The following is a 20,198-nucleotide window of genomic DNA, read 5'->3' as shown; positions in this document are numbered from 1 at the left end:
ATTTTATATTTCAATAATTTTCTAATTTTTCTTAATTTTTTAATCTGCGATTAAGATATAAGGTCAAAAATGCACTTCTCTCCCTGTTTTTCTCTTATATCTTACTTTTGGCTTAAATTGTTTTATACTTCAAAGTATATCATTTTAAAGTATTTGCTCATTTTCTGATGGAAGAACATCAGTGACATTTAGTTATCATTTTGGGTGTTCTTATATTCTGTCTCCGTTCCAAATAGAATTTTTTACCACGACATAATTAACACGTGTCAAACTTTTAAGATCACGTCCGCCAGCATAAGAAATTGAACTCTGCAAATCTTGTTCCATTTCGGCTAAGGTATCTTTGAGATAGCCCTTAGTTGGAAGGAGAATTTTCTTACCCTCAATGTTTTTGCGCTCACCCTTTTGGTATTCCGAAGCCGACCCATAATATTCTTTGAACGTTTCTCCGTCCACTTCTACCAATTTCCCGGGACTTTCGATATGACCGGCAAACAGCGATCCGATCATAACCATTGTTGCTCCGAAGCGAATTGACTTAGCGATATCACCATGCGTGCGGATTCCGCCATCAGCTATAATAGGCTTACGAGCAGCTTTTGCGCACCAACGAAGGGCGGCCAACTGCCAGCCACCTGTTCCAAATCCCGTTTTAACTTTTGTAATACAGACCTTTCCAGGACCAATACCAACTTTAGTAGCATCGGCACCAGCATTTTCCAATTCACGCACAGCTTCAGGAGTACCAACATTCCCTGCGATAACAAACGTATCCGGTAATTCAGTCTTGATGTGCCGAATCATCCTAATCACACTGTCAGCATGACCGTGGGCAATATCAATAGTAATGAACTCAGGGACATTATCTTTTAAGCTTGTCACGAAATCATATTCAGAATCCTTAACCCCAATTGATATTGAGGCGATGAGGCCTTGCTCATGCATGCGTGCGATAAAAGGTTTACGTGACGCTTCATCAAAACGATGCATAATATAGAAATACCCTTCTTTAGCTAGCAATTCAGCAACGTCTGCATCAATAATTGTTTGCATATTCGCGGGAACGACCGGTAATTTAAAACTATAACGACCTAAAGTTACTGCTGTATCAACCTCCGACCGGCTATCAATAGTACACTTATTGGGAATCAGCTGAATGTCTTCATAATCAAAAACTGGGAAATCATTAAGCATAAAAAATCCTCTTTCAGCCATGAACACTGATAGAGGATTTTCTGTGTATCAGAAAAGTCATCTTCAGCCTCTGGCATTAATATGATGACCTTCCTATAACTCTGAAAACTAGCACTGTTATCAGAGCATCGCTAGGTAAATTCTTACCTTTCCGCGATTATATTATAATAATATATTGATTTTGTCCAAAAAGATAACTATATTAAAATATAATGTTCGGTTTTTACACTTTACAATCCATTTTATACCAAAATGCAAAGCAATAAAACAGCTGTCACTAATGATTTATAGAGAAATTTGCTTAATTAAAAGAATTGCTCCATCAACACGCCAACGCGCATCGTAAGTTCGCTTTAAAAATTGAAAAGCCCCTTTTCTATTGTAGTGGTCTTATTAAAACCTGTCAGCTCTTATCTGCGACAAGAACAGCACTTGGCGTGGTGTAGTCTTTAAAAGGCATGTTCTACAAATAGGACAAGTTTTCGAAGACATACCAATTTGAAATGAACAAACAAGGCCTTATATAACATATTTATCTATAAACTCACCGATCAACTTATTTACAATTTCCGCTTGATCGGTATTGGAATTATGCCCGGCATGATCAATCCATTCAACAGGTTTATTAGTACATTTCTCATATTTCTTTAAACATCGTATACAAGAGCCTGCCCGATCCTCTTTCCCGCATATTATCATATGCGGACATTTTATTTCATAGGGCAAATCTTTTTCTACTGCTTTTGCTATCATTTTATAGCCATGTCCTGAAAGATGAGAATATCTTTTCTGATCTCCATCGTAAACCATCATCATGTCAAGCATCAATTTTCTTCCATATTCAGTTGTCGAAGCGCCTTTTGGTCCTGCTTTTAAAAGAGCTTTCCAAGGATATATTTTATAAATCGGCTCCACTATTTTTAATAGCCATAATTCTATAGCTGTATAGTATTTTCTTTGAAGAGGCGGGGTATCAATCATAACAAGTCCCTTAAGCTTATCCGGGAACAGCTCCGCATAAACCTGACCTAAATAGCCTCCCATTGACTGACCGATTAAAACAGGTTTTTCAATCCCCTCTTTTATCAATATTTCATCTAACCATTTTGCCTTATCAAACAAGTCAAAATCGAGTTTAAAAGGATAGGATGAAGCATGACCCGGAGCATCCCAAACCAATAGTCTGAACTTATCCTTAAAATAATTTATCTGCTTCTCAAATAATCTATGGTCAGCAGTCAGTCCGGGTAAAAATATAAGGGCCGTTTTTTTAGTTTTATCAAAATCATTTATCCAATAATGAATTGTTCCTGATGAAGTTTCATATTTTTTTCTAAGCATCATTACCTCCTTACAAATTCAAATTTATTAGTTATTTCTATTTGATCATTATATGTTTTTCTATTTCCTTCTTTTTTACGATTGCCCAGCGAGAGATCTTCAATTTTCTTCTCCAGTGGTACCTCTAAAAGCCGACAAAGCTTGTCCGCTTCTTGCGAACAGTCTTTTTTTCTAGATTTAACCGCAAAAGCAATGACATCTTTGACTTTCATATTAGGATAAAACATGGCTTCTGACGGCATATAACCGATATGTTTGAGATTTTTTACAAAGTCCCATATTTACCGCCAAAGAGCGTCATCTCGCCGCCGCTTGGCTTAATCAGTCCCAGCAAACAGCGAATAGTCGTTGACTTGCCGGCACCATTGGAACCCAGAAAACCAAAGATTTCCCTCTTCTCAACAGACAGCTAAACATCTTCTGCACCCATGCGTCTGCTATAGTATTTGCGCAAATGCTTGATATCAATAACAGCTTCTATATGATTACTTCCTTTCCTTAAATAGAAGTGTTCAAGAATTCCAATAATAGTTGATTATACTTATCAGGCTTGAGCATATTAGACGGATCAAAGGAATCTTCAATAACTTTAATTTGGCTGGATGGCATAACTTGATGAATTCTCTTCATATAGTCGATCAAAAGATTATAACGGCCCCCCACCAACAACAAGATAGGTATTTTTAACTGACCAATCTTCTCAGTATAATTAATTTGGTTAATAGCCCTGCGCTGTAAAACCACTTCCCGACTGCGTAGGTTTCCCATAATGGTCTCCATATAACTTTGTGCTTCTGGAAATCCCTTATACTGTGATTTTACCGACCATTTAAGAAGACCGCGACAATAATAGAGCCATAAACTAGCACTTATAGCCATTTTATTAAGAAATTCCTTGATGTTATGAATAGTCGTATCAGAAAATGTATCAGTTAAAACCAATCCTTTAACATAATTTGGATAGTTGACTGCAATATGCTGACAGACAATCCCACCATATGACGTTCCACAAAATACTGCCTCTTTAATGTTAAGTTCATCCAGTAAAGCGATCACAGCAGCAGCCTGCTTTTCAATCACTTGCTTAACAGGGACTTTTAAAATAGAGGATTTTCCGTTTCCCAATAAATCAGGGCAAATTACTCTATATTGATGCTGAAAAGCTAGAATTTGCTGTAAAAACATTCGTCCATCGCAGCCAAGACCATGTAAAAAAACTAGGGCGATACCTTCCCCAGTATCACTGTAATACATCTCGTCATTATTTAATTTCATTAATTTTATCTCTGACATAATATTCCACTTGTCACTTTCTTTGATTCTTATAATCATCCAACAATTTATTTAGCTTCTTGCTGTCAATGTTACGCTTGATTTTGTTGGCAATAAAAATAGTCAAGTATTCCAGCATCACATAGATGACAAAACAAGCAGCTGCTAGAAGATTGCCATCAAACCAGCTCAGCCATTGCCCAACAAGGCCATAGAGGCAGGAACAAACAATTAAGCCTAATAACTCTCTTCTCGCTAATCTATCGGCTTCATCAAAATTTTTAAACAGGAAAACCTGAATCTGAGTGATAACATAAGCCGCAATAACCATTTCGATTAAATAATAGATATTGGCTGTTGTTCTTCCTTGCAAAAGCTGGTAGACAGCATAGAAAAAATAAACACAAAAGCAATAGATGGCTGTCTTATATTCATTGGCAATTTCCTGACTTAAGAAACGTTCCCACCACTTAGTCTTCATCTTTAATTCCCTCCTGCAAGACCTGTCTGAGTTTATTGGCGTATTTACGTGAGATAAGGACACGTTCACCATTGTCCAGAGTGGCTTCGATTCGGCCATAAGCCTGACTTTTGAAGGACTGAATCTGGTAGATATTGACCACCATAGCCTTGGTACAGCGAAAGAAGCCCTTAAAAGCATAATTGCTGACTAAGTCTTTGAGAGTGCAGGCGACTTGGTAGACTTTTTTTTGCGTGTAGGCAAAAGTCTTACCGTCAATACTCTCAAAATACAGGATATCATCCAAGGCGAGATAGCGCTCACCTTGCTCATTTCTGCCAAGGATTTTCTCCTGCCCTTGGGTGACTAAGTTACTGATAGCCTGAATAGTCGGAGTCATTGTTCGATAACGTACGATAACTTCTTCTTGGCCATCGGAAATGTGTTCTAATCGTAACTTCACTGCTTTTCTCCTTTGCGGTCATTATAACAGAAATTTGGGAGTGCAACTCCCTCTTTTAATTAAGGTGCAAAAATCTCATTCAAGATGCAATCGTTCTTCTTTTGCCGCTGTTTTTACCGTAATGACAGCCAGAAACAGGAGCCCGCTCATTTAAAACTAGCTAGAAAAAATCACTCCTACTTATTTGTTCTACAACTGCTAGCCACTAATACTCACAGAAAAGCAAGGAACAGCCAAGGCGATGAAGTGCAGGCAGCACAAAAGGTTTGGATAGATTGTAAGGACCAAATTTAATCACTACTTTAAAGTATTTTATGGTATAATTAAGGTAGGTAAGCGCTTTCCCTATAAAAATAAATGAGCTGGAGAATTCTTTCCATTTCTGTCATTAAAAAATTATTGAATCATTTTAGTCCGTCAGAGACCTGGATAGCTGCCCTCTTGCTTAATAACCACTCCTGTCATATTAATGATGCTCCCCCAACTATTACTCTAATGACATTTAGCGAGGAAGCTATTATGAAAAAATTTTTTAAATCTAAAATTGGTCGTTTTATTCTAGGGATTTTAGGGATATCACTGATAGCTCTGCTATCTACGGTGGGCTATGCTGTCTTAGTCTCCTGGCGTGAAGACAATACGTCAGACTACTACAGGGCTCTTATTAATAAGCACGCGCCTTATACTGAAGCAGAAATTGACTATATGGCTGCCGTCCGAAAATATCAAGATCCTCTCTTCTTTATTTTTAAAGAAAATAGTTATCGCAAGGCCATGAATTCTTCCACAGGAACCTCAACTAAGGAGCAGCAACAAAGCTCCCTGATTGACTGGGCTGATACCTATCAGAAAACCAAACCGCAAGAGCTAAAGGCCAATGAGTCTTGGCTCCCAGGCACTGATGTTGCTGTCCCGATTCCTAAGCAATGGCAACAAACTTATAAAGATCGACAGGCCCCTATTGATTTTGGCGGTAAATACGGTCTGATTCTCAATAGCAAAGACAATTCGGGCGCTTTCATCTTTTTTGAAATTGCGGCTTTTGGCGGACAATATAAGACTGCAGGAGATTATGCTGCTTCAAAGGAGGCTAAGCGGTTTGCGAAAATAGATAAGTCCCAGTACGATTTTGCCCATGAACTAGAGAGACAAGAGGACATACAATTTAACAGAAATTTAGACAATGTTGGGAATGCCCTTAATCTGACGCATGGAACTATTACTTATGATTCTCTGACACTTCGTGGCCGAACTGTCTATATCTACCAGCAAACGATGTCTTATGCTGACGGTGATGTTATTGAGGCTATCTATCTCTTTAAAGTAGGCTACAATATTGTCACTGCTAATGTCTACTATCCTGCAAAAGATAAGGATAAATTTGAAAATGCTATAGAAAAGTCTATCGCCCAAGCTCATACTTTTAAATTAGACTATATGAGAAAAAACGAACCGAGTCACCACGGTATTACCAAACAAGAAGAAAGGGAAAAGCAAAGCCAAAAATAATGAAGGCCTTTGTCCCATTTCGTTAATGATTCTCTCTCTTTCCTTATTGACCATATCACAGATGGTATAGAGACAGCATTTTGAAAAGCCAGACGGAATTTCTAATGCCGCAGTGATCATCCTTCCTTAGTCTCTTATTTATCGCAAAAATCTCTGGACAGCTTGCACTCCTATAAGTATTGATATTACCAATGCTCATAGGAGTTTTTATCGAGCAGTCTTAAAAAAGAAAATAGATCGAAGAATTGTGTCCAAAACGGACTTTTCTCTTCAATCTATTTTTTAAGATCTCTCCAGTTTCTTTATTAGCATATTACCGTAGGCTCTTTCTCAGATTCGAATTGACCTTTGTCAACAGTAAGCTCTAGGAAAATGGATTGGTAATATAGTCATCACTACCATTTATAACGCTCTTATCTGGTCGTATTCTTTTGTTCCGGCAGATATAAAGATAGTTGGGACTGTAGTATTGTTCCTAATTTCAGAGCACCAGTAAAAACCATCATAATAAGGAATATAATATCCAGCAAAATAAGGTCCGGCTGCTGAGCATCAATAAATTGGTCAATAGACCTAAAAACCTCATAGAGAACTATTTCAAAGTCATATCTTATTAAGTGGCCTTGGACAAAATTGACCAAATCTAAACATCTTCAACGATACCTATTGTAATGGTCATCACAAACTCTTATTTTAATGAAAAGTAGACTAACAGGAGAAAAACTACCGAAATCACAATCAATATTCCCTTTATCTTATTCAAAATGGCAAGGTATTCTCGCAAAAAGGCGCTGGGAATATAGTAACCGGCCGTTTTAGCTCCAACCCCCTCACCATCCATGTGGAGCCGTCTAGCGTACAGGGTCGCACGAAAGACATGGTAGTTATTACTGACAAAGAGGTATTTAGGATTTTCCTTTTGCCCTCTTGTAAGTTCTTGCGAAAATTTTAAATTTTCATAAGTTGAAGTCGATTGCTCTTCTAATATGATACGGTCTTCTTTAATCCCTTTCGCTATTAGATAATCAGCAATTGCTCTCGCCTCAGAAATTATTTCATCACGTCCTTGTCCCCCGCTGGCAATGATGCGAACATCGTCCTTGGTCGCTGCACGATAAGCCCCTATTGCTTTATCTATCCTTGAAGCCAATAATGGAGGAACCTTATCCCCCTCTATCAAGCCCGACCCATGAATAATGATATAATCGTAATCTTTATTCTTAGGTAAAGTCAAATACAAAATAGAGTAAGCCAAGAAAGCAAAAAAGATAAAGAGAAAAACAATAAAGAAGAAACTAAGGATAATATAACTATATTGAGCAATATAGCCCTGCATACTATTTTGAACATAGAGCCTAAACCAATAGCGCACATATAAGATCGTCATCGCTAAATAAAATAAAATCCCTATTCCAAAGAAAATAGACAAACTATTGGCTAGGCTTTTGCGCTCTTTTCTCAAAATAAGGATACCATTGATAATCATGTAAGTCGCAAATATCATCAAACTGACTGGGATAAAGCCATATACAAACAAGATAAAAAGGCCATGAATCGTTTCCCACTGGCGTTCGTAGGCAAAATAAGCAAAACTGAGAAATAACAAGCCTAATGAAAATAAAAACAAGAAGGCATTTGATAACTTTCGCCGATCTATTTTAAACGAAATGATAAACCAAATGACAACAACTGCAGTCAGCGCATACAAGGTCATAGTTTCCCCTTATCTTTTTCTTGCATAAAATTGAATATGTATAACTACTAAAAGAATTATACCATAAACGCCTGATGGTTATTACAAAAATCAGAGTTCCTAACCATCATGTTTTAGAGTAACTATCAGGACACATTAAGATAATAATAGTCTTTGAACATCGAAACGATAGACGCTGTCATGCAATTCGCCTACGATGCTGTAAATTTAAAGGGAAGTACAGAAAAATTGATGCTCGAAAAGCCAATTTCGTAGTAGCCCCTCTGCAAAGTTGATTAAGGTTGGACGCTATCACAAAGTGATAGGTACTGCCAATTGACCACTGTAACTCACTTTTCCTGAGTCTTTAGTAACTCTATTACGTTAAGTTCCTTAAATAACACACAGACCTCTAAAGATTTCCTCAACCTTTGGATCACTCAATGGCCTAGTTTGCACCTGTCTATGTTTCTGTGAAAATTGATAAGCTTTCTCAGGACTTGCTATCCCTCGCCAAATGGCCTAATTTTCTGCTCGTTTTCTTAGTATCCTTTGTACCCGAATTTTAGCTTCCCTTTAAAATACAATACATGAACTTGAGCAAGAAAAAGGCTCGGAAAAAGATATTCCGAGCCTAATCTATTGAAAAATATCGATCGTGCATTAGATCACAGTGAGATCTTTGCCATACGTGTTGGACTAAACAATCCCTTGAGCAGACATTGCTTCAGCGACTTTGAGGAAGCCAGCGATATTAGCACCAACAACGAGATTGCCTTCATGACCGAATTCTTTAGCTGCTGCTGCTGAATTTTCGTAGATACCTTTCATGATGTCATAGAGTTTAGAGTCAACTTCTTCAAATGACCATGATGTCCGTTGGCTATTTTGTGCCATTTCAAGTGCTGATACAGCAACACCACCAGCATTGGCAGCCTTAGCAGGGCCAAAGGCTACACCTGCTTTAAGGAAGACATCAATAGCGCCAAGCGTTGACGGCATATTTGCCCCTTCAGAAACGGCGATAACACCATTCTTCACAAGCGTTTCAGCGTCTGTCTCACTCAATTCATTTTGAGTAGCACATGGGAAGGCCAAATCCGCTTTTATAGACCAAACAGTCTTGTCACCACCAGCTGGTGTGAACGTGGCATTTGGACGAGCATCAGCGTATTTAACGATACGTTCACGCTTAACTTCCTTGATTTCTTTCAAGAGAGCCACATCAATACCATCCGGATCATAGACGAAACCTGATGAGTCAGAAACAGTCACAGCCTTAGCACCGAGAGCTTCCAATTTTTCACAGGCGTAAATAGCAACATTACCGGCACCTGAGACAAGAGCTTTTTTACCCTTGAAGGTTTCACCGCGATCCTTGAGCATTTGTTCAGCAAAGTAAACAGCTCCATAACCAGTTGCTTCTGTACGAGCGAGTGATCCACCCCATTGCAGGCCTTTACCAGTAAGAACGCCAGTATATTCATTGCGAAGGCGCTTGTATTGACCGTAGAGGTAGCCAATTTCACGTCCACCAACACCGATATCACCGGCAGGAACATCAGTATCTGCACCGATGTGTTTGCTCAATTCAGTCATGAAGCTTTGACAGAAGCGCATGATTTCATTGTCAGACTTACCTTTAGGATCAAAATTTGATCCCCCCTTACCGCCTCCGATAGGCTGACCAGTTAGCGAATTTTTAAAGATTTGTTCAAATCCGAGGAACTTGATAATGGATTGGTTCACCGATGGATGGAAACGCAAGCCGCCCTTATAAGGACCAATGGCAGATGAGAATTGCACGCGGAAACCACGGTTTACTTGAACCTTTCCTTGGTCATCAACCCATGGGACACGGAAAGACACGATACGTTCAGGTTCAACCAAACGTTCTAAAAGGTTTTCTTCAATATATTTAGGATACTTATCAAAGACAGGCACCAAAGATTGGAAAACTTCTTCTACCGCTTGCAAGAATTCCGGCTCATGGCTATTTTGCTTTTTTACCTTTTCGAAGACACTATCAACGTACTGCTTACCTGTTGTCATAATTATAAATCCTCCAATACGATTTAATTCGTAAATCTATTTACGTGTGCTATTATACAAATTTTCAGAATATTTTGTCAAGGCCTTTGTGCAATTTTTTTAATTTTTTTCGATTTTTATGTTAGATTTTATAACACGACTCTCAGGCTGCTCCCCTTCTTATCTGGTGGAAAATTAAATCTCAAAAGGGATGATCACTATCTCTAAGTGACTTCTAGCTAAATTTCAAGGAAATCCTTTTTATATCTGATGAATTATAGAGGAGCATTCAAAACGATGCAAAGTTTTGATACTTTAAAATACTTAAAAACGATCTCTCGCCCCATCATATAAATCTTGTAAGATGTCAATCAGCACCTTGACACTAGTGATACGATTATCCTCATGTGTCACTAAGACAAAGTCAAACTGCTCTGGACAATCAAATGGTACCCAAGCAAACTGTCCCGAGTAATCATTGAGGAAACCTGGCGAGAGGCAAATGGCTTTGCCACTTGCGACTTGGATCAGAGTAAAATCATGCGTCGGACTGTTATAGTAATGAATAGGAACACTTGATAAGACGCGCTGCTGGACTTGGCGAAGTTTTGACGATGAACCTCCGTTTACCAGCAAAGTACGGTGGGCCAAGTCATCAGCTGTGATGATTTCTTTCTGAGCGAGCAGATCTGAATTTTGGCACAAGAGATAGATGTGACTTATAAAAAGTGGATGAAGGCTGACGCCAGCTAACTTTTCAGCCTCTTCCCTTGGCAGCAAAATCATGTCCAGCTCTCTGCGCATGAAGGAACTGACGAAATCATCGGGTGACTGAATCTTTGGCACAATCTGCACCGATGGTTGTTTTTTCTCAAAGATTTTGATAGCCTCAGGCAGATAATAGAGGGATGTTCGGGTTGAAAATCCAATTTTAATCGAATCCTTGTAGCGTTCCCCCATATTTTGTGCCTGCTCAATGGCAAACTGCAGCTCCCTCGAAATGCGCTGCAGCGACACAACCAATTCTTCTCCAGCAGGCGTCAGACGAATGCTTTTTCCAATACGATCAAAAATTGCAAAGCCGACTTCTTCTTCAATAACCTTGATTTGGTAGGATAAGGATGGCTGAGAAATGTAGAGATTTTCAGCAGCACGGCTCAAATTCAGGGTTTTAGCCGTTTCAATCAGGTAAGTCATTTGTTTGGTATTCATAATTAAAATAGGCTATTAAGCGAACGTGGCTAAGATAGAAAACTAACCGAAGATACTTGCATCTCAGTGATAAATAACTTTTAACTCACTTCACACACAGCCTGTGTTTAGCTCCTTTCTTTTCCTTATAAAATAATTTTATTAATAATCAAAAATAAGTATTGGATAATTTGATTATAAGGGTTTATACTGAATTCATCAACCAAAAGGAGGTAATGCTTGTGACAGATGATGAAATCTTGAAAAATCTTTACCGCCAAATCAATCAAGCTATGGTGACCAAGGATATTAATATGCTTGAAAAGCTGTTGGAACCAGGTACCTTACTGATTCACATGACAGGTTATCGTCAGCCGGTGAGCGAGTGGCTGGACCAGATCGCTTCAGGGGAGATGACCTACTACTCCTGGCAGGAGGAGGCCATTAAGGGGGTGACTGTCGGGGAAAACAGCGCCAGTCTCATCGGGCAAAGCCGTATCAAAGCGCGGGTTTGGGGCATAGGGCCTTCAATCTGGCGTTTGCAAACCAAAATGTATTTTGAAAAAGTGAACGGTCAGTGGAAAATTACCAAGCAAGTGGCTAGCACCTATTGAGAAAGGATTTTTTACTCTAGCACTCTTAAGTTACTAAGTATTATAATGACTGGAGCAGAAATTTACCGGCTGGGCGTGTAAAATTGATTAAAACTATAGGATAAGGAAGGAATGAATTATAAATATGAAAAAATCAAAGGATATTGTAGTCCTGCTAGGTACAGGAGCTATTGGACTTGAAATTGTGCGCCGCATCGCAACCAGCAAAACACTTATTTTAGGAGATATCAATCAAACAAATCTTGAGAATGCCAAGGAAGATTTGGAGAATGCTGGCTTCACCGTCGAAACAGTCATTGTTGACGCAGGTGAACGCGCCTCTATCCAAGCCTTTGCCGATAAGGCCAAACAACTAGGCGATATCAACTACTACGTCCATACAGCGGGACTTTCACCAAATCAAGCTACTTTTGCGGATGTCCTTCGGGTGGATCTGGTTGGGACAGCTATCGCTCTAGAAATTTTCGGAAAAATCATAGCACCTGGTGGTTCTGGTCTTGTCATTTCAAGTATGGCTGGACACATGTTTACGGACTTTGTGACAGTTGAACAACGTCAAGCCTTGATGACAGCACCAGCAGATGATTTAGGCAAATTGGATTTTATTCAAGAAGATATGCCTGGAGGTGCCTATGGTATCTCCAAGCAGGGCAATATTCTGAGGGTTCAGGCAGAAAGTCTAAATTGGGCAGAGCGCGGAGCTCGACTCAATAGTATCAGCCCTGGTATCATCATTACACCTTTGGCACGTCACGAACTGAAAGCAAATCCGACTGGTTACCAATCTTTGATTGATAATTCGGCCACTAAACGTGTTGGAACAACAGCTGAAGTTGCCACTGCGAGTGCCTATTTACTTAGCGAGGAGGCTAGCTTCATTACAGGAACAGACCTTCTTATTGACGGTGGGGTCATCGCTGCCATGAAGAATGGCCGTATGGGATAGAAAGAGGATATCAAATGACACAAGTAACAATCATCGGCGCAACAGGGTCACTCGGCCGTGCCACAACAAAAATATTATTAGATGAGACAGATGCGGAGCTAACCTTGTTTTCTCGGTCGGCCAATAAACTGCCAGATAGCGCTCGTACGATAAAAATCGCAGCCAGTGTCTTTGATAAAGCTGCCTTAGAACAAGCCCTTACTGGCAGTGATCTCGTTTTCGTTGCTTTATCAGGCGATCTGCCAAGAATGGTAACAGCCATCATCAATGCCATGCAGGCAACACAGACCAAGCGCATTATTTTTATTTCATCTTATGGCATTTATGGTGAATTACCTGGTCAAAATGGCCAAGTTGCAGGAATTCTAAGACCTTATCGACAGGCTGCTGATATTTTGGAAAACTCAGGCCTTGATATCACAATTTTACGACCAGGTTGGCTTGACAATTCAAGCGACCGCTCTTATGATTTAATTCCCAAAGGTGATATCATTTATGCCAACAATATTTCGCGGCTGGCTATCGCTGATTTTGTAAAGGAAGTCGCACTGGAACCAAGCAGATTTGTCAATACAAACTTTGGCATTGTACGCGATTAGCGTACATTACTTGTTTAGTAATAGCTTATATTATTTAGTTAGCTTTTGGCAAATTTTGAAAAAAATAAAACTAGAAGCAGCCAATTCACTCTTATCATTAGCCTTTGTTACCAAGTGCATAACACTTAGCTAACAGATATCTGGCTGTATCTTGTTAATTGAACGCGCCTACGACTCTGTGAAATTAGACTCGCTTTCCTAGGATCTTTAGTGTTTCCTCGTCAGGTTTCCTAAATTTCTTTGAGTCGCTTAACGGCTTTATATCTTGTTAAAAAGGAGAAAAACCATGGTACAAACATTTACACTTAACGACGGCAATACTATCCCCGCAGTTGGTTTCGGGGTCTTCCGCATCCCTGCGGACGGCTCGACTTATACGGCAGTCAAAGAAGCTCTCGCGGTGGGCTATCGCCACATCGACACCGCACAGGCTTACATGAATGAAAAAGAAGTTGGCCAAGCTATTGCGGACTCTGGCATTCCGCGCGAAGAAATCTTCGTGACTACCAAGCTCTGGCTGCAGGATTACGCCTATGATTTAGCCGTCAAAGGCTTAAATACTTCGTTAGAAAAGCTTAATTTAGACTACATCGATTTGGTCCTGCTTCATCAGCCTTACGGAGAGGTCTTAGATGGCTGGCGTGCCTTGGAGAATTTTCAGGCTGCTGGCAAAATCAAATCTATCGGTGTCTCTAATATGACACCTAAACTATGGAAAGAGTATGTGCCACAGTTTAAAACTAGGCCTGCTGTCAACCAAGTTGAAATGCACCCCTATGCCCAACAAAAAGAATTGCGAGAACTGCTAGCTAAAGATAATGTCCTCATCGAGGCTTGGGGACCACTTGGTCAGGGGAATAAGGAGCTGCTGTCTGATCCAGTCATCAAAAAGCTGGCTGAAAAATACGGTAAAGATGTCGGACAAATTATCCTTCGCTTTGAGAACCAAGAAGGTATCCTTGTCTTGCCAAAATCAACTAAACCAGCTCGTATCAAATCGAATCTTGATATTTTCGAATTTGAATTGACAAGCCAAGAAATGGAAGAACTGCGCGCTCTTGATAAAAATCAACCTGCTCACAACCCAGACGCACCGGGCGTTGGTGATTGGCTACTCAACAATTATGACATTCATGCTAATGAGTAACAACATAGAAACTTGCCACGAATGTATTAGGCTGTGTACTCGAAGGCTTATTATTTTGACTTTCAAAGAGTATAAACTACTAGATCTTCTGAGAAAAGGACATAGCGATGGTCTCGAACTATTGCCATGTCCCTATTTTTATTAATAATGATGGGTTCTCTTTGCTTTTCTTTTATTGCTAAACTATAATAGGGATAAACATAGAAGTGAGGTCTACTTATGAAATGGTTTCCTTTAATCGGAGGAGTGTTTTCAATCCTGTACGCTGTCTTTCTCTTTGCTAATCCACTAACAAGCGTGGCTACGATTGCCTGGATCATCGCCTTGATTATCTTTGTGACTGGAATTGCTAGTTTTTTGGAATATTTGAACAGTCCCCAATACCGTAGCATTTGGCAGCTCATTCAAAGTCTGCTTTCTGTCGTCTTTGGCTTTGTACTTCTGAGCAGCTCTGTCTTTTCCTTGACTAAAGCCTTTATGACCATCATTGCTTACTGGGTCTTGCTATCTGGACTGCTGCGCCTAGTCACTGGCGTTCAGCTACGTCGGGCTGGCTATCCGAGATACTCCATCAATCTCTCCTCGGCTGTTCTTACTATCCTATTTGGCCTTATTCTACTGGGCAGCCCCCTGTTTTCGGCCAGTATTATTGGCATTATGGTCGCTTCCTTCTTCTTGATGATTGGCATTGCCCTTCTCTCGCTCTACTTTAGGATTCGCTGAACTGTAAACTATTAAATAACAACAAAAGATCCGAAAAATTTCGGACCTTTTTAATTATGTGACTTTTAGTCCGTCTCGCACCTTGCGGTGCGAGACAAATCATAAAATATTTTCAAAAATTTGGTCAATGGTCAATCCATCCTTTTAATATCCAAATCCAATCTGGCTAATCATAATAAGAAATATTAGCTTCATAACTACAAAGTATTCTCAGCCTTGTAAAATATAAAAATTCAAAAAAGATCGGTAGTGCGAAACACATACTATAAAAAGCCGCTGATGAAATGGCCTGGAGTTCCTGTGTCAAAGCTTCAGAAGTCATAAAGTCTCTTTGTCTAGCAGAAAGGTGTATAACTTCTTGACCTTTATCTTTCAAAATCATCATGCACTTCTCTCCCCTCCTTACATTCTTATCATAGCAATTTTCTTCTAGACATTTGCGAGTGATTTATTTGTTTGGCATCCAAAGCCGCAAAGCGAACTGACAATCGCATAATAAATGGAAACTAGAAGTCTTTATCAGCCACCAGCTAAGCTGGTGGTTTTCTTGTTTTTCTCTTTGAGAAAAACTAGCTTCAAGCCATAATGAAAAATCCTGCATCATGGCCGATGCAGGATTGACAAATGATTAACACTTCAATTGTTTGGCTATCTGTCAAACCGAGGAAAGTAGGCTGTATTATAGGATTTTCCTATTCTTATCACCCTTTTGCTTTTCTAATTCAGTATATTTCCTGATAAAGTCTGCTTTAGCCTCCGTATAACTATTACGGTCGTGTTCGAATTTTTTCCAGAGAGAAAGTTTCAACTCTTCATAAGCTTTAGCCGTTTTCGGATGTTTAATCAGATAGTCTCTAAAATAGAGTTCATCACAATCTCCCAAAAGTCGCAGATGCAGATGAAAAACTCTTGGAGCAAAACCACTTGTTGTGTAACCTTTCTTAAGCGATATGCGAGTTTCAGTCTTGCTCATAAAAAGCCAACCGTTAGCCAGCAGGATGGTCTTAATCTCTTGAAGACTTTGTCTGTTATCAGCTTCCAGTAAAATATCCACAATGTTTTTAGCCCAAATCTTGGGAATAGCGGTGCTGCCAATATGATGAACGCTGACAGAAAATTTATCCGCAAGTAAGTCCAAAATACTCTTTTTCTCCTCTTCATACCAATTTGTCCAGTCATCATTGTGGGCTACCAAAAAGATAGGAAAAAGCTGCCGAAGTTCTTCTGAGCTCATATCTTCTAATCCATTCATTGTTAACTCCTTTGTTTAAAATAGACTTTCCGTGCTTTTTTCATTCTCGATACGCTTCTCCCATAAATACTTTCATTCAAAAGGGCAAAAGAGGTTAGCCTGCAGTGAAGGAATTGATAGCACTGTTTTAAGACTGGCTGAATTGACTCATATAAAGATCATGATAGAAGCCCTTATCAGCCAAGAGCCTGTCGTGAGTGCCCTGCTCAATAATTTGACCGTCCTTGAGAACCAGAATCTTATCAGCTTCTTGAATGGTTGATAAGCGATGGGCAATGACGAAGCTTGTCCGTCCCTCCATAAGTCGACTCATGGCTTTTTGAATCAAGAGTTCTAAACGGGTATCAACCGAGGAAGTCGCCTCATCCAAAATCAGAATCTTTGGATCGGCCAAAAGAGCCCTAGCGATGGTTAAGAGCTGCTTCTGCCCCAGAGAAACATTGCTGGATTCTTGGTTCGTTTCCATATTGTAACCGCCTGGCAGGGTTCGAATAAAGTGGTCAACATTAGCCGCCTTGGCTGCTGCGATAATTTCCTCATCTGTCGCATCTAACTTAGCAAAGCGTAAGTTTTCCTTGATGGTTCCTTCATAAAGCCAAGCATCTTGGAGCACCATACCGAACTGTTGACGGTACTCCTGCCGAGATAGATGGCGAATATCGTGGCCATCTACTGTAATAGCGCCCTTGGTCACATCATAAAAGCGCATAAGCAGGTTGATTAGGGTTGTTTTGCCTGCTCCAGTCGGCCCAACAATAGCAATCATCTGACCAGGCTGAACATCCAAATTAAAGTCCTTAATCAATGGCTTTCCTTCTGCGTATTGGAAATCTACATGCCTGAAGGACACCTGACCGGTTAAATCATGGGAGAGGTGCTCGGTGACATCAGCTACTTCATTCTCTTCATCCAGAACAGCAAAAATCCGTTCTAGAGATGAGCGGGCTGATTGGAGCATAGAAGCTAATTGAGTCAATGTTTGAATGGGCTGCCCAATTTGCCAGAGGTATTGGACAAAAGCTTGAAGATTACCAATGGTCAATTTTCCGGCGATAACCTTGAGGCCGCCCCAGACAGCAATAATCAAATAGGAAGTATCTGAGATGGCATTGAGGATAGGCATCATGATACCTGAAATAAAGCTGGCCTTGAAACCAACCTCCTGCAACTCGTCGAGAATACCGTCGAATTCCTGCGCAGAAGCCTCTTCTCGGCCGTAGAGCTTGATAACATTAAAACCCGTCAGATTTTCTTGAACAAAACCATTCATATCTCCTAAAACATCAGCCTGACGTTTGAAATAGGGCTGGGATTTTTTCAGAAGATAAGACGCTGAGAAATAAGTGATGGGAATCGTTGCAATAACGAAAAGGCCTAATTGGATATTGAGGTAGAGAACCATAGCGATGACCATGGCTAGAGTTAGAACTGCATTGATAATCTGCAAGAAGGATTGCTGCAGGGCGTTAGAAACAGTTTCAACATCGCTGGTAAAGCGCCCCAGCATATCCCCAAACTTGTGCTTATCAAAATAAGATACAGGAATCTTATTGATTTTATGACTGAGATCATGACGCAAATCGTGGATAGAGCGTTGCACCGTTCTGGTCATGAAATAATTAGAACCATAACTACCAATTTCAGATAAAAGACCACGAATAGCATAAACAATAATGAGAAAGAGAATTTTCTTCCCATCAATAGCTCGACCGGATAAAAGGCTAGAGGTCAGTTCTGTCACCATGAGACCCAAAACAAAGGGTTCAACAACACTGGCCACTGCTCCCACAATTTTAAGAAAGATTGCCAGATAGAGGGTGCTCTGATAATGTTTTAAATAGGACCACAAGCGTAAAAAGACATTTTTTGACATAAGCCCCTCCTTTCTAGTTTTCTTCCAAGAGCTTGCCAGCATTGAGCTGGGAGTTAGCGATTTCGCGGTAGATATCATTGGTTTTCATGAGTTCTTCATGGGTACCTCTACCGACGATCTGACCTTCGTTAAGAACAATGATTTGATCTGCATCCATGATAGTTCCCACCCTCTGAGCTACAATCAAGACAGTCGCATCCTGAGTGACTTCCTTGAGCCGTTTTCGCAGCTGTGCATCAGTTTTATAATCCAAGGCTGAGAAAGAATCATCGAAGATATAAATATCAGGCTTTTTGACAACGGCTCGGGCAATGGCTAGGCGCTGCTTTTGACCACCAGAAAGATTGCTGCCGCCTTCGGCTAGATGGGTGGCGTACCCTTCTTCACGACTGTCGATAAATTCCTTGGCTTGGGCTACTGAGGCTGCCTGATCAAGCTCCTGAATGTCAGCATCACGCTTCCCATATTTGAGATTTTCTTCAATCGAACCGGTAAAAAGCAAAGCTTTCTGCGGAACAAAGCCAACCTTCTGCCGCAGGGCCCTGAGATTGTAATCACGGACATCGACACCATCAACCAAAATCTTGCCCAAGGTGACATCGTAAAAACGCGGGACCAGACTGACCAGAGAGGATTTTCCAGAACCAGTTGAGCCGATAAAGGCCGTCGTTTGCCCGGGGCCAGCCTTGAAGGAAATATCGTGGAGAACTGGACTTTCTGTTTCACCCGGATAGGCAAAGGTGACATGATCAAATTCCAGATAACCCCGACTGTCTGTTTCGGTTACCCCGTCAGGATTTTGCGAAATAGATAGGGGCATATCCATGACTTCATTGATCCGTCGACTGGAAACGACCATCCGAGGGTACATATTAAAGAGGTTGGCAAAAATTAAGAAAGAAAAGAGGGCATGAAAACTATATTCGATGAAAGCCACTAAATCTCCGATTTGCAGACTTCCCTGATGCAGAGGTTTCAAAGCAAGCCAGACAATCGCCACAATCATAGCAACAATAATCTGGATAAACAGGGGTTCAGTCAGGCCGGTCAGGGTAAAGAGTTTCGTTGAAATACCAGCATAATCCTGATTTTTTTCGTCAAAACGGTCTTCTTGGAATGACTCACGAGCAAAGGCCCGAATGACCCGCAGGCCGCTCAGATTTTCCCGAACATACTGGTTAATTTTATCTAAAGTCCTCTGCTGCCGCTCAGATAAAGGACGGGTCTTGATCGCCACATAGGCAATGGTTGCTATTAAGAAAGGCATAAAAACAGCAACTACCCAGGCCAAGGACGGGCTGGTGACTAAAATCATGACAACAGAAAAAGTCATCATAAGCGGTGTCACCACCCCCATCCGCAAACTCATTTCGGTAAACTGCATCAAAACAAAGGCATCATTAGTCATACGTGTCACCAGTGAAGAGACACCGATTTTTTCATACTCTTCGTGGGAATAGTCCTGCAGTTTGGCATACATGTCCCGACGCAAATCTCGGACCATATTCGTCGATAGCTTTCCAGTTGCATAGGCCAGTGTCACCCGGCCGATAATTCCCGAAATGACAACAGCCAGCATAATCAGGGCCCAAAAGGTCAGAGACTGCTTATCTTTGGGATTAATAGCTTGGTCAATCATCCGAGCCAAAACCGTCGGTAAGCCCAGATTGACCACTACAAATAAGAAAGCTCCGCAGAAGTCATAAACCAGCCACTTAGGATATTTTTTCAAATAAGACCAGATAAGGTTCATAGAGGGTTTGGTTTCCTTTCTTATACTCGTACTTGATTAAAATCACAATCAGAATTTTGATGCTTTCTTAGGCAGTGCAGACGCAAGCAACTTCTTTTCGGAGTTTCTAACGATCTCGCTACTTAAGAAATAAACTA

18 protein-coding genes and 1 pseudogene are annotated in these 20,198 nt (G+C 40.4%); 6 read left to right on the top strand and 13 right to left on the bottom strand.

Annotation, left to right across the window (positions count from 1 at the left end; genetic code table 11):
* Positions 1 to 210: 210 nt before the first annotated feature.
* From guaC to G7Y32_RS03925, 6 genes and pseudogenes are all read right to left on the bottom strand, one after another.
* On the bottom strand, positions 211 to 1,194 hold the full coding sequence (gene guaC, locus G7Y32_RS03950; RefSeq protein WP_165210908.1) for a GMP reductase: 984 nt from the start codon (positions 1,192 to 1,194) through the stop codon (positions 211 to 213).
* A 519-nt stretch (positions 1,195 to 1,713) separates the two neighbouring features.
* Positions 1,714 to 2,535 carry an alpha/beta fold hydrolase gene (locus G7Y32_RS03945; protein WP_165211313.1) on the bottom strand — a complete coding sequence of 274 codons (822 nt, stop codon included), beginning with the start codon at positions 2,533 to 2,535 and terminating at the stop codon, positions 1,714 to 1,716.
* 71 nt (positions 2,536 to 2,606) lie between these two features.
* Positions 2,607 to 2,965 (bottom strand): annotated as a pseudogene (locus G7Y32_RS03940) (ATP-binding cassette domain-containing protein); the annotation flags it as partial.
* 68 nt (positions 2,966 to 3,033) lie between these two features.
* Positions 3,034 to 3,867: an alpha/beta fold hydrolase gene (locus tag G7Y32_RS03935; protein ID WP_241154196.1), complete on the bottom strand. Its 834-nt coding sequence runs from the start codon at positions 3,865 to 3,867 to the stop codon at positions 3,034 to 3,036.
* Complete coding sequence (locus G7Y32_RS03930) at positions 3,842 to 4,288, bottom strand: DUF3021 domain-containing protein (RefSeq protein ID WP_165210905.1); 447 nt, start codon at positions 4,286 to 4,288, stop codon at positions 3,842 to 3,844. The genes G7Y32_RS03935 and G7Y32_RS03930 overlap by 26 nt, the downstream gene beginning before the upstream one ends.
* Complete coding sequence (locus G7Y32_RS03925; RefSeq protein ID WP_165210902.1) at positions 4,278 to 4,730, bottom strand: LytTR family DNA-binding domain-containing protein; 453 nt, start codon at positions 4,728 to 4,730, stop codon at positions 4,278 to 4,280. Before G7Y32_RS03925 ends, G7Y32_RS03930 begins: the two co-directional genes overlap by 11 nt.
* A gap of 519 nt (positions 4,731 to 5,249) precedes the next feature.
* Here G7Y32_RS03925 and G7Y32_RS03920 point away from each other — a divergent pair.
* Entirely contained in the window at positions 5,250 to 6,239 is a 990-nt protein-coding gene (locus G7Y32_RS03920) for a hypothetical protein (RefSeq protein WP_165210899.1), read from the top strand.
* A gap of 688 nt (positions 6,240 to 6,927) precedes the next feature.
* Here the strand turns inward: G7Y32_RS03920 and G7Y32_RS03915 are convergent.
* The 3 genes from G7Y32_RS03915 to G7Y32_RS03905 form a co-directional block, all read right to left on the bottom strand.
* The gene (locus G7Y32_RS03915; RefSeq protein WP_165210896.1) at positions 6,928 to 7,953 is read right to left on the bottom strand and encodes a YdcF family protein; all 1,026 of its coding nucleotides are present in this window, start codon (positions 7,951 to 7,953) and stop codon (positions 6,928 to 6,930) included.
* Positions 7,954 to 8,631: 678 nt separating this feature from the next.
* The gene (gdhA, locus tag G7Y32_RS03910) at positions 8,632 to 9,984 is read right to left on the bottom strand and encodes an NADP-specific glutamate dehydrogenase (RefSeq protein ID WP_165210893.1); all 1,353 of its coding nucleotides are present in this window, start codon (positions 9,982 to 9,984) and stop codon (positions 8,632 to 8,634) included.
* 303 nt (positions 9,985 to 10,287) lie between these two features.
* Positions 10,288 to 11,175 (bottom strand): LysR family transcriptional regulator, encoded by an 888-nt coding sequence (locus tag G7Y32_RS03905; RefSeq protein ID WP_165210890.1) that lies wholly within the window; start codon positions 11,173 to 11,175, stop codon positions 10,288 to 10,290.
* Between the two features lie 215 nt (positions 11,176 to 11,390).
* On the opposite strand from G7Y32_RS03905, the gene G7Y32_RS03900 reads away from it, so the two are divergent.
* The 5 genes from G7Y32_RS03900 to G7Y32_RS03880 all read left to right on the top strand — a co-directional run bounded on the left by G7Y32_RS03900 (position 11,391) and on the right by G7Y32_RS03880 (position 15,183).
* Positions 11,391 to 11,768, top strand: coding sequence for a nuclear transport factor 2 family protein (locus G7Y32_RS03900; RefSeq protein ID WP_165210887.1), 378 nt, complete (start codon positions 11,391 to 11,393; stop codon positions 11,766 to 11,768).
* Between the two features lie 124 nt (positions 11,769 to 11,892).
* A complete protein-coding gene (locus tag G7Y32_RS03895) occupies positions 11,893 to 12,714 on the top strand; it encodes an SDR family oxidoreductase (RefSeq protein ID WP_165210884.1) in 822 nt (273 codons plus the stop codon).
* 14 nt (positions 12,715 to 12,728) lie between these two features.
* Positions 12,729 to 13,313, top strand: coding sequence for an NAD(P)H-binding protein (locus G7Y32_RS03890; RefSeq protein WP_165210881.1), 585 nt, complete (start codon positions 12,729 to 12,731; stop codon positions 13,311 to 13,313).
* Between the two features lie 286 nt (positions 13,314 to 13,599).
* Positions 13,600 to 14,460: an aldo/keto reductase gene (locus G7Y32_RS03885; protein ID WP_165210878.1), complete on the top strand. Its 861-nt coding sequence runs from the start codon at positions 13,600 to 13,602 to the stop codon at positions 14,458 to 14,460.
* A 219-nt stretch (positions 14,461 to 14,679) separates the two neighbouring features.
* Positions 14,680 to 15,183 carry an HdeD family acid-resistance protein gene (locus G7Y32_RS03880; protein WP_165210875.1) on the top strand — a complete coding sequence of 168 codons (504 nt, stop codon included), beginning with the start codon at positions 14,680 to 14,682 and terminating at the stop codon, positions 15,181 to 15,183.
* A 166-nt stretch (positions 15,184 to 15,349) separates the two neighbouring features.
* Here the strand turns inward: G7Y32_RS03880 and G7Y32_RS03875 are convergent, their stop codons facing one another.
* The 4 genes from G7Y32_RS03875 to G7Y32_RS03860 all read right to left on the bottom strand — a co-directional run bounded on the left by G7Y32_RS03875 (position 15,350) and on the right by G7Y32_RS03860 (position 20,061).
* A complete protein-coding gene (locus G7Y32_RS03875; protein WP_165210872.1) occupies positions 15,350 to 15,568 on the bottom strand; it encodes a hypothetical protein in 219 nt (72 codons plus the stop codon).
* Positions 15,569 to 15,862: 294 nt separating this feature from the next.
* A complete protein-coding gene (locus G7Y32_RS03870) occupies positions 15,863 to 16,435 on the bottom strand; it encodes a GrpB family protein (protein ID WP_004225287.1) in 573 nt (190 codons plus the stop codon).
* Positions 16,436 to 16,562: 127 nt separating this feature from the next.
* Complete coding sequence (locus G7Y32_RS03865; protein ID WP_165210869.1) at positions 16,563 to 18,308, bottom strand: ABC transporter ATP-binding protein; 1,746 nt, start codon at positions 18,306 to 18,308, stop codon at positions 16,563 to 16,565.
* A gap of 13 nt (positions 18,309 to 18,321) precedes the next feature.
* A complete protein-coding gene (locus tag G7Y32_RS03860; protein WP_165210866.1) occupies positions 18,322 to 20,061 on the bottom strand; it encodes an ABC transporter ATP-binding protein in 1,740 nt (579 codons plus the stop codon).
* Between the last annotated feature and the right edge of the window lie 137 nt (positions 20,062 to 20,198).

This window comes from Streptococcus tangpeifui (assembly GCF_011038795.1).
GTDB lineage: Bacteria > Bacillota > Bacilli > Lactobacillales > Streptococcaceae > Streptococcus > Streptococcus tangpeifui.
This window is presented reverse-complemented; position numbering and strand designations above follow the sequence as displayed.

What these genes read in the sequence shown, in the direction of transcription:
- guaC (WP_165210908.1), bottom strand. Translation starts at nt 1,194, where the DNA reads ATGCTTAATGATTTCCCAGTTTTTGATTATGAAGACATTCAGCTGATT.
- G7Y32_RS03945 (WP_165211313.1), bottom strand. Translation starts at nt 2,535, where the DNA reads ATGCTTAGAAAAAAATATGAAACTTCATCAGGAACAATTCATTATTGG.
- G7Y32_RS03935 (WP_241154196.1), bottom strand. Translation starts at nt 3,867, where the DNA reads ATGATTATAAGAATCAAAGAAAGTGACAAGTGGAATATTATGTCAGAG.
- G7Y32_RS03930 (WP_165210905.1), bottom strand. Translation starts at nt 4,288, where the DNA reads ATGAAGACTAAGTGGTGGGAACGTTTCTTAAGTCAGGAAATTGCCAAT.
- G7Y32_RS03920 (WP_165210899.1), top strand. Translation starts at nt 5,250, where the DNA reads ATGAAAAAATTTTTTAAATCTAAAATTGGTCGTTTTATTCTAGGGATT.
- G7Y32_RS03915 (WP_165210896.1), bottom strand. Translation starts at nt 7,953, where the DNA reads ATGACCTTGTATGCGCTGACTGCAGTTGTTGTCATTTGGTTTATCATT.
- gdhA (WP_165210893.1), bottom strand. Translation starts at nt 9,984, where the DNA reads ATGACAACAGGTAAGCAGTACGTTGATAGTGTCTTCGAAAAGGTAAAA.
- G7Y32_RS03905 (WP_165210890.1), bottom strand. Translation starts at nt 11,175, where the DNA reads ATGAATACCAAACAAATGACTTACCTGATTGAAACGGCTAAAACCCTG.
- G7Y32_RS03900 (WP_165210887.1), top strand. Translation starts at nt 11,391, where the DNA reads ATGCTTGTGACAGATGATGAAATCTTGAAAAATCTTTACCGCCAAATC.
- G7Y32_RS03895 (WP_165210884.1), top strand. Translation starts at nt 11,893, where the DNA reads ATGAAAAAATCAAAGGATATTGTAGTCCTGCTAGGTACAGGAGCTATT.
- G7Y32_RS03890 (WP_165210881.1), top strand. Translation starts at nt 12,729, where the DNA reads ATGACACAAGTAACAATCATCGGCGCAACAGGGTCACTCGGCCGTGCC.
- G7Y32_RS03885 (WP_165210878.1), top strand. Translation starts at nt 13,600, where the DNA reads ATGGTACAAACATTTACACTTAACGACGGCAATACTATCCCCGCAGTT.
- G7Y32_RS03880 (WP_165210875.1), top strand. Translation starts at nt 14,680, where the DNA reads ATGAAATGGTTTCCTTTAATCGGAGGAGTGTTTTCAATCCTGTACGCT.
- G7Y32_RS03875 (WP_165210872.1), bottom strand. Translation starts at nt 15,568, where the DNA reads ATGATGATTTTGAAAGATAAAGGTCAAGAAGTTATACACCTTTCTGCT.
- G7Y32_RS03870 (WP_004225287.1), bottom strand. Translation starts at nt 16,435, where the DNA reads ATGAATGGATTAGAAGATATGAGCTCAGAAGAACTTCGGCAGCTTTTT.
- G7Y32_RS03865 (WP_165210869.1), bottom strand. Translation starts at nt 18,308, where the DNA reads ATGTCAAAAAATGTCTTTTTACGCTTGTGGTCCTATTTAAAACATTAT.
- G7Y32_RS03860 (WP_165210866.1), bottom strand. Translation starts at nt 20,061, where the DNA reads ATGAACCTTATCTGGTCTTATTTGAAAAAATATCCTAAGTGGCTGGTT.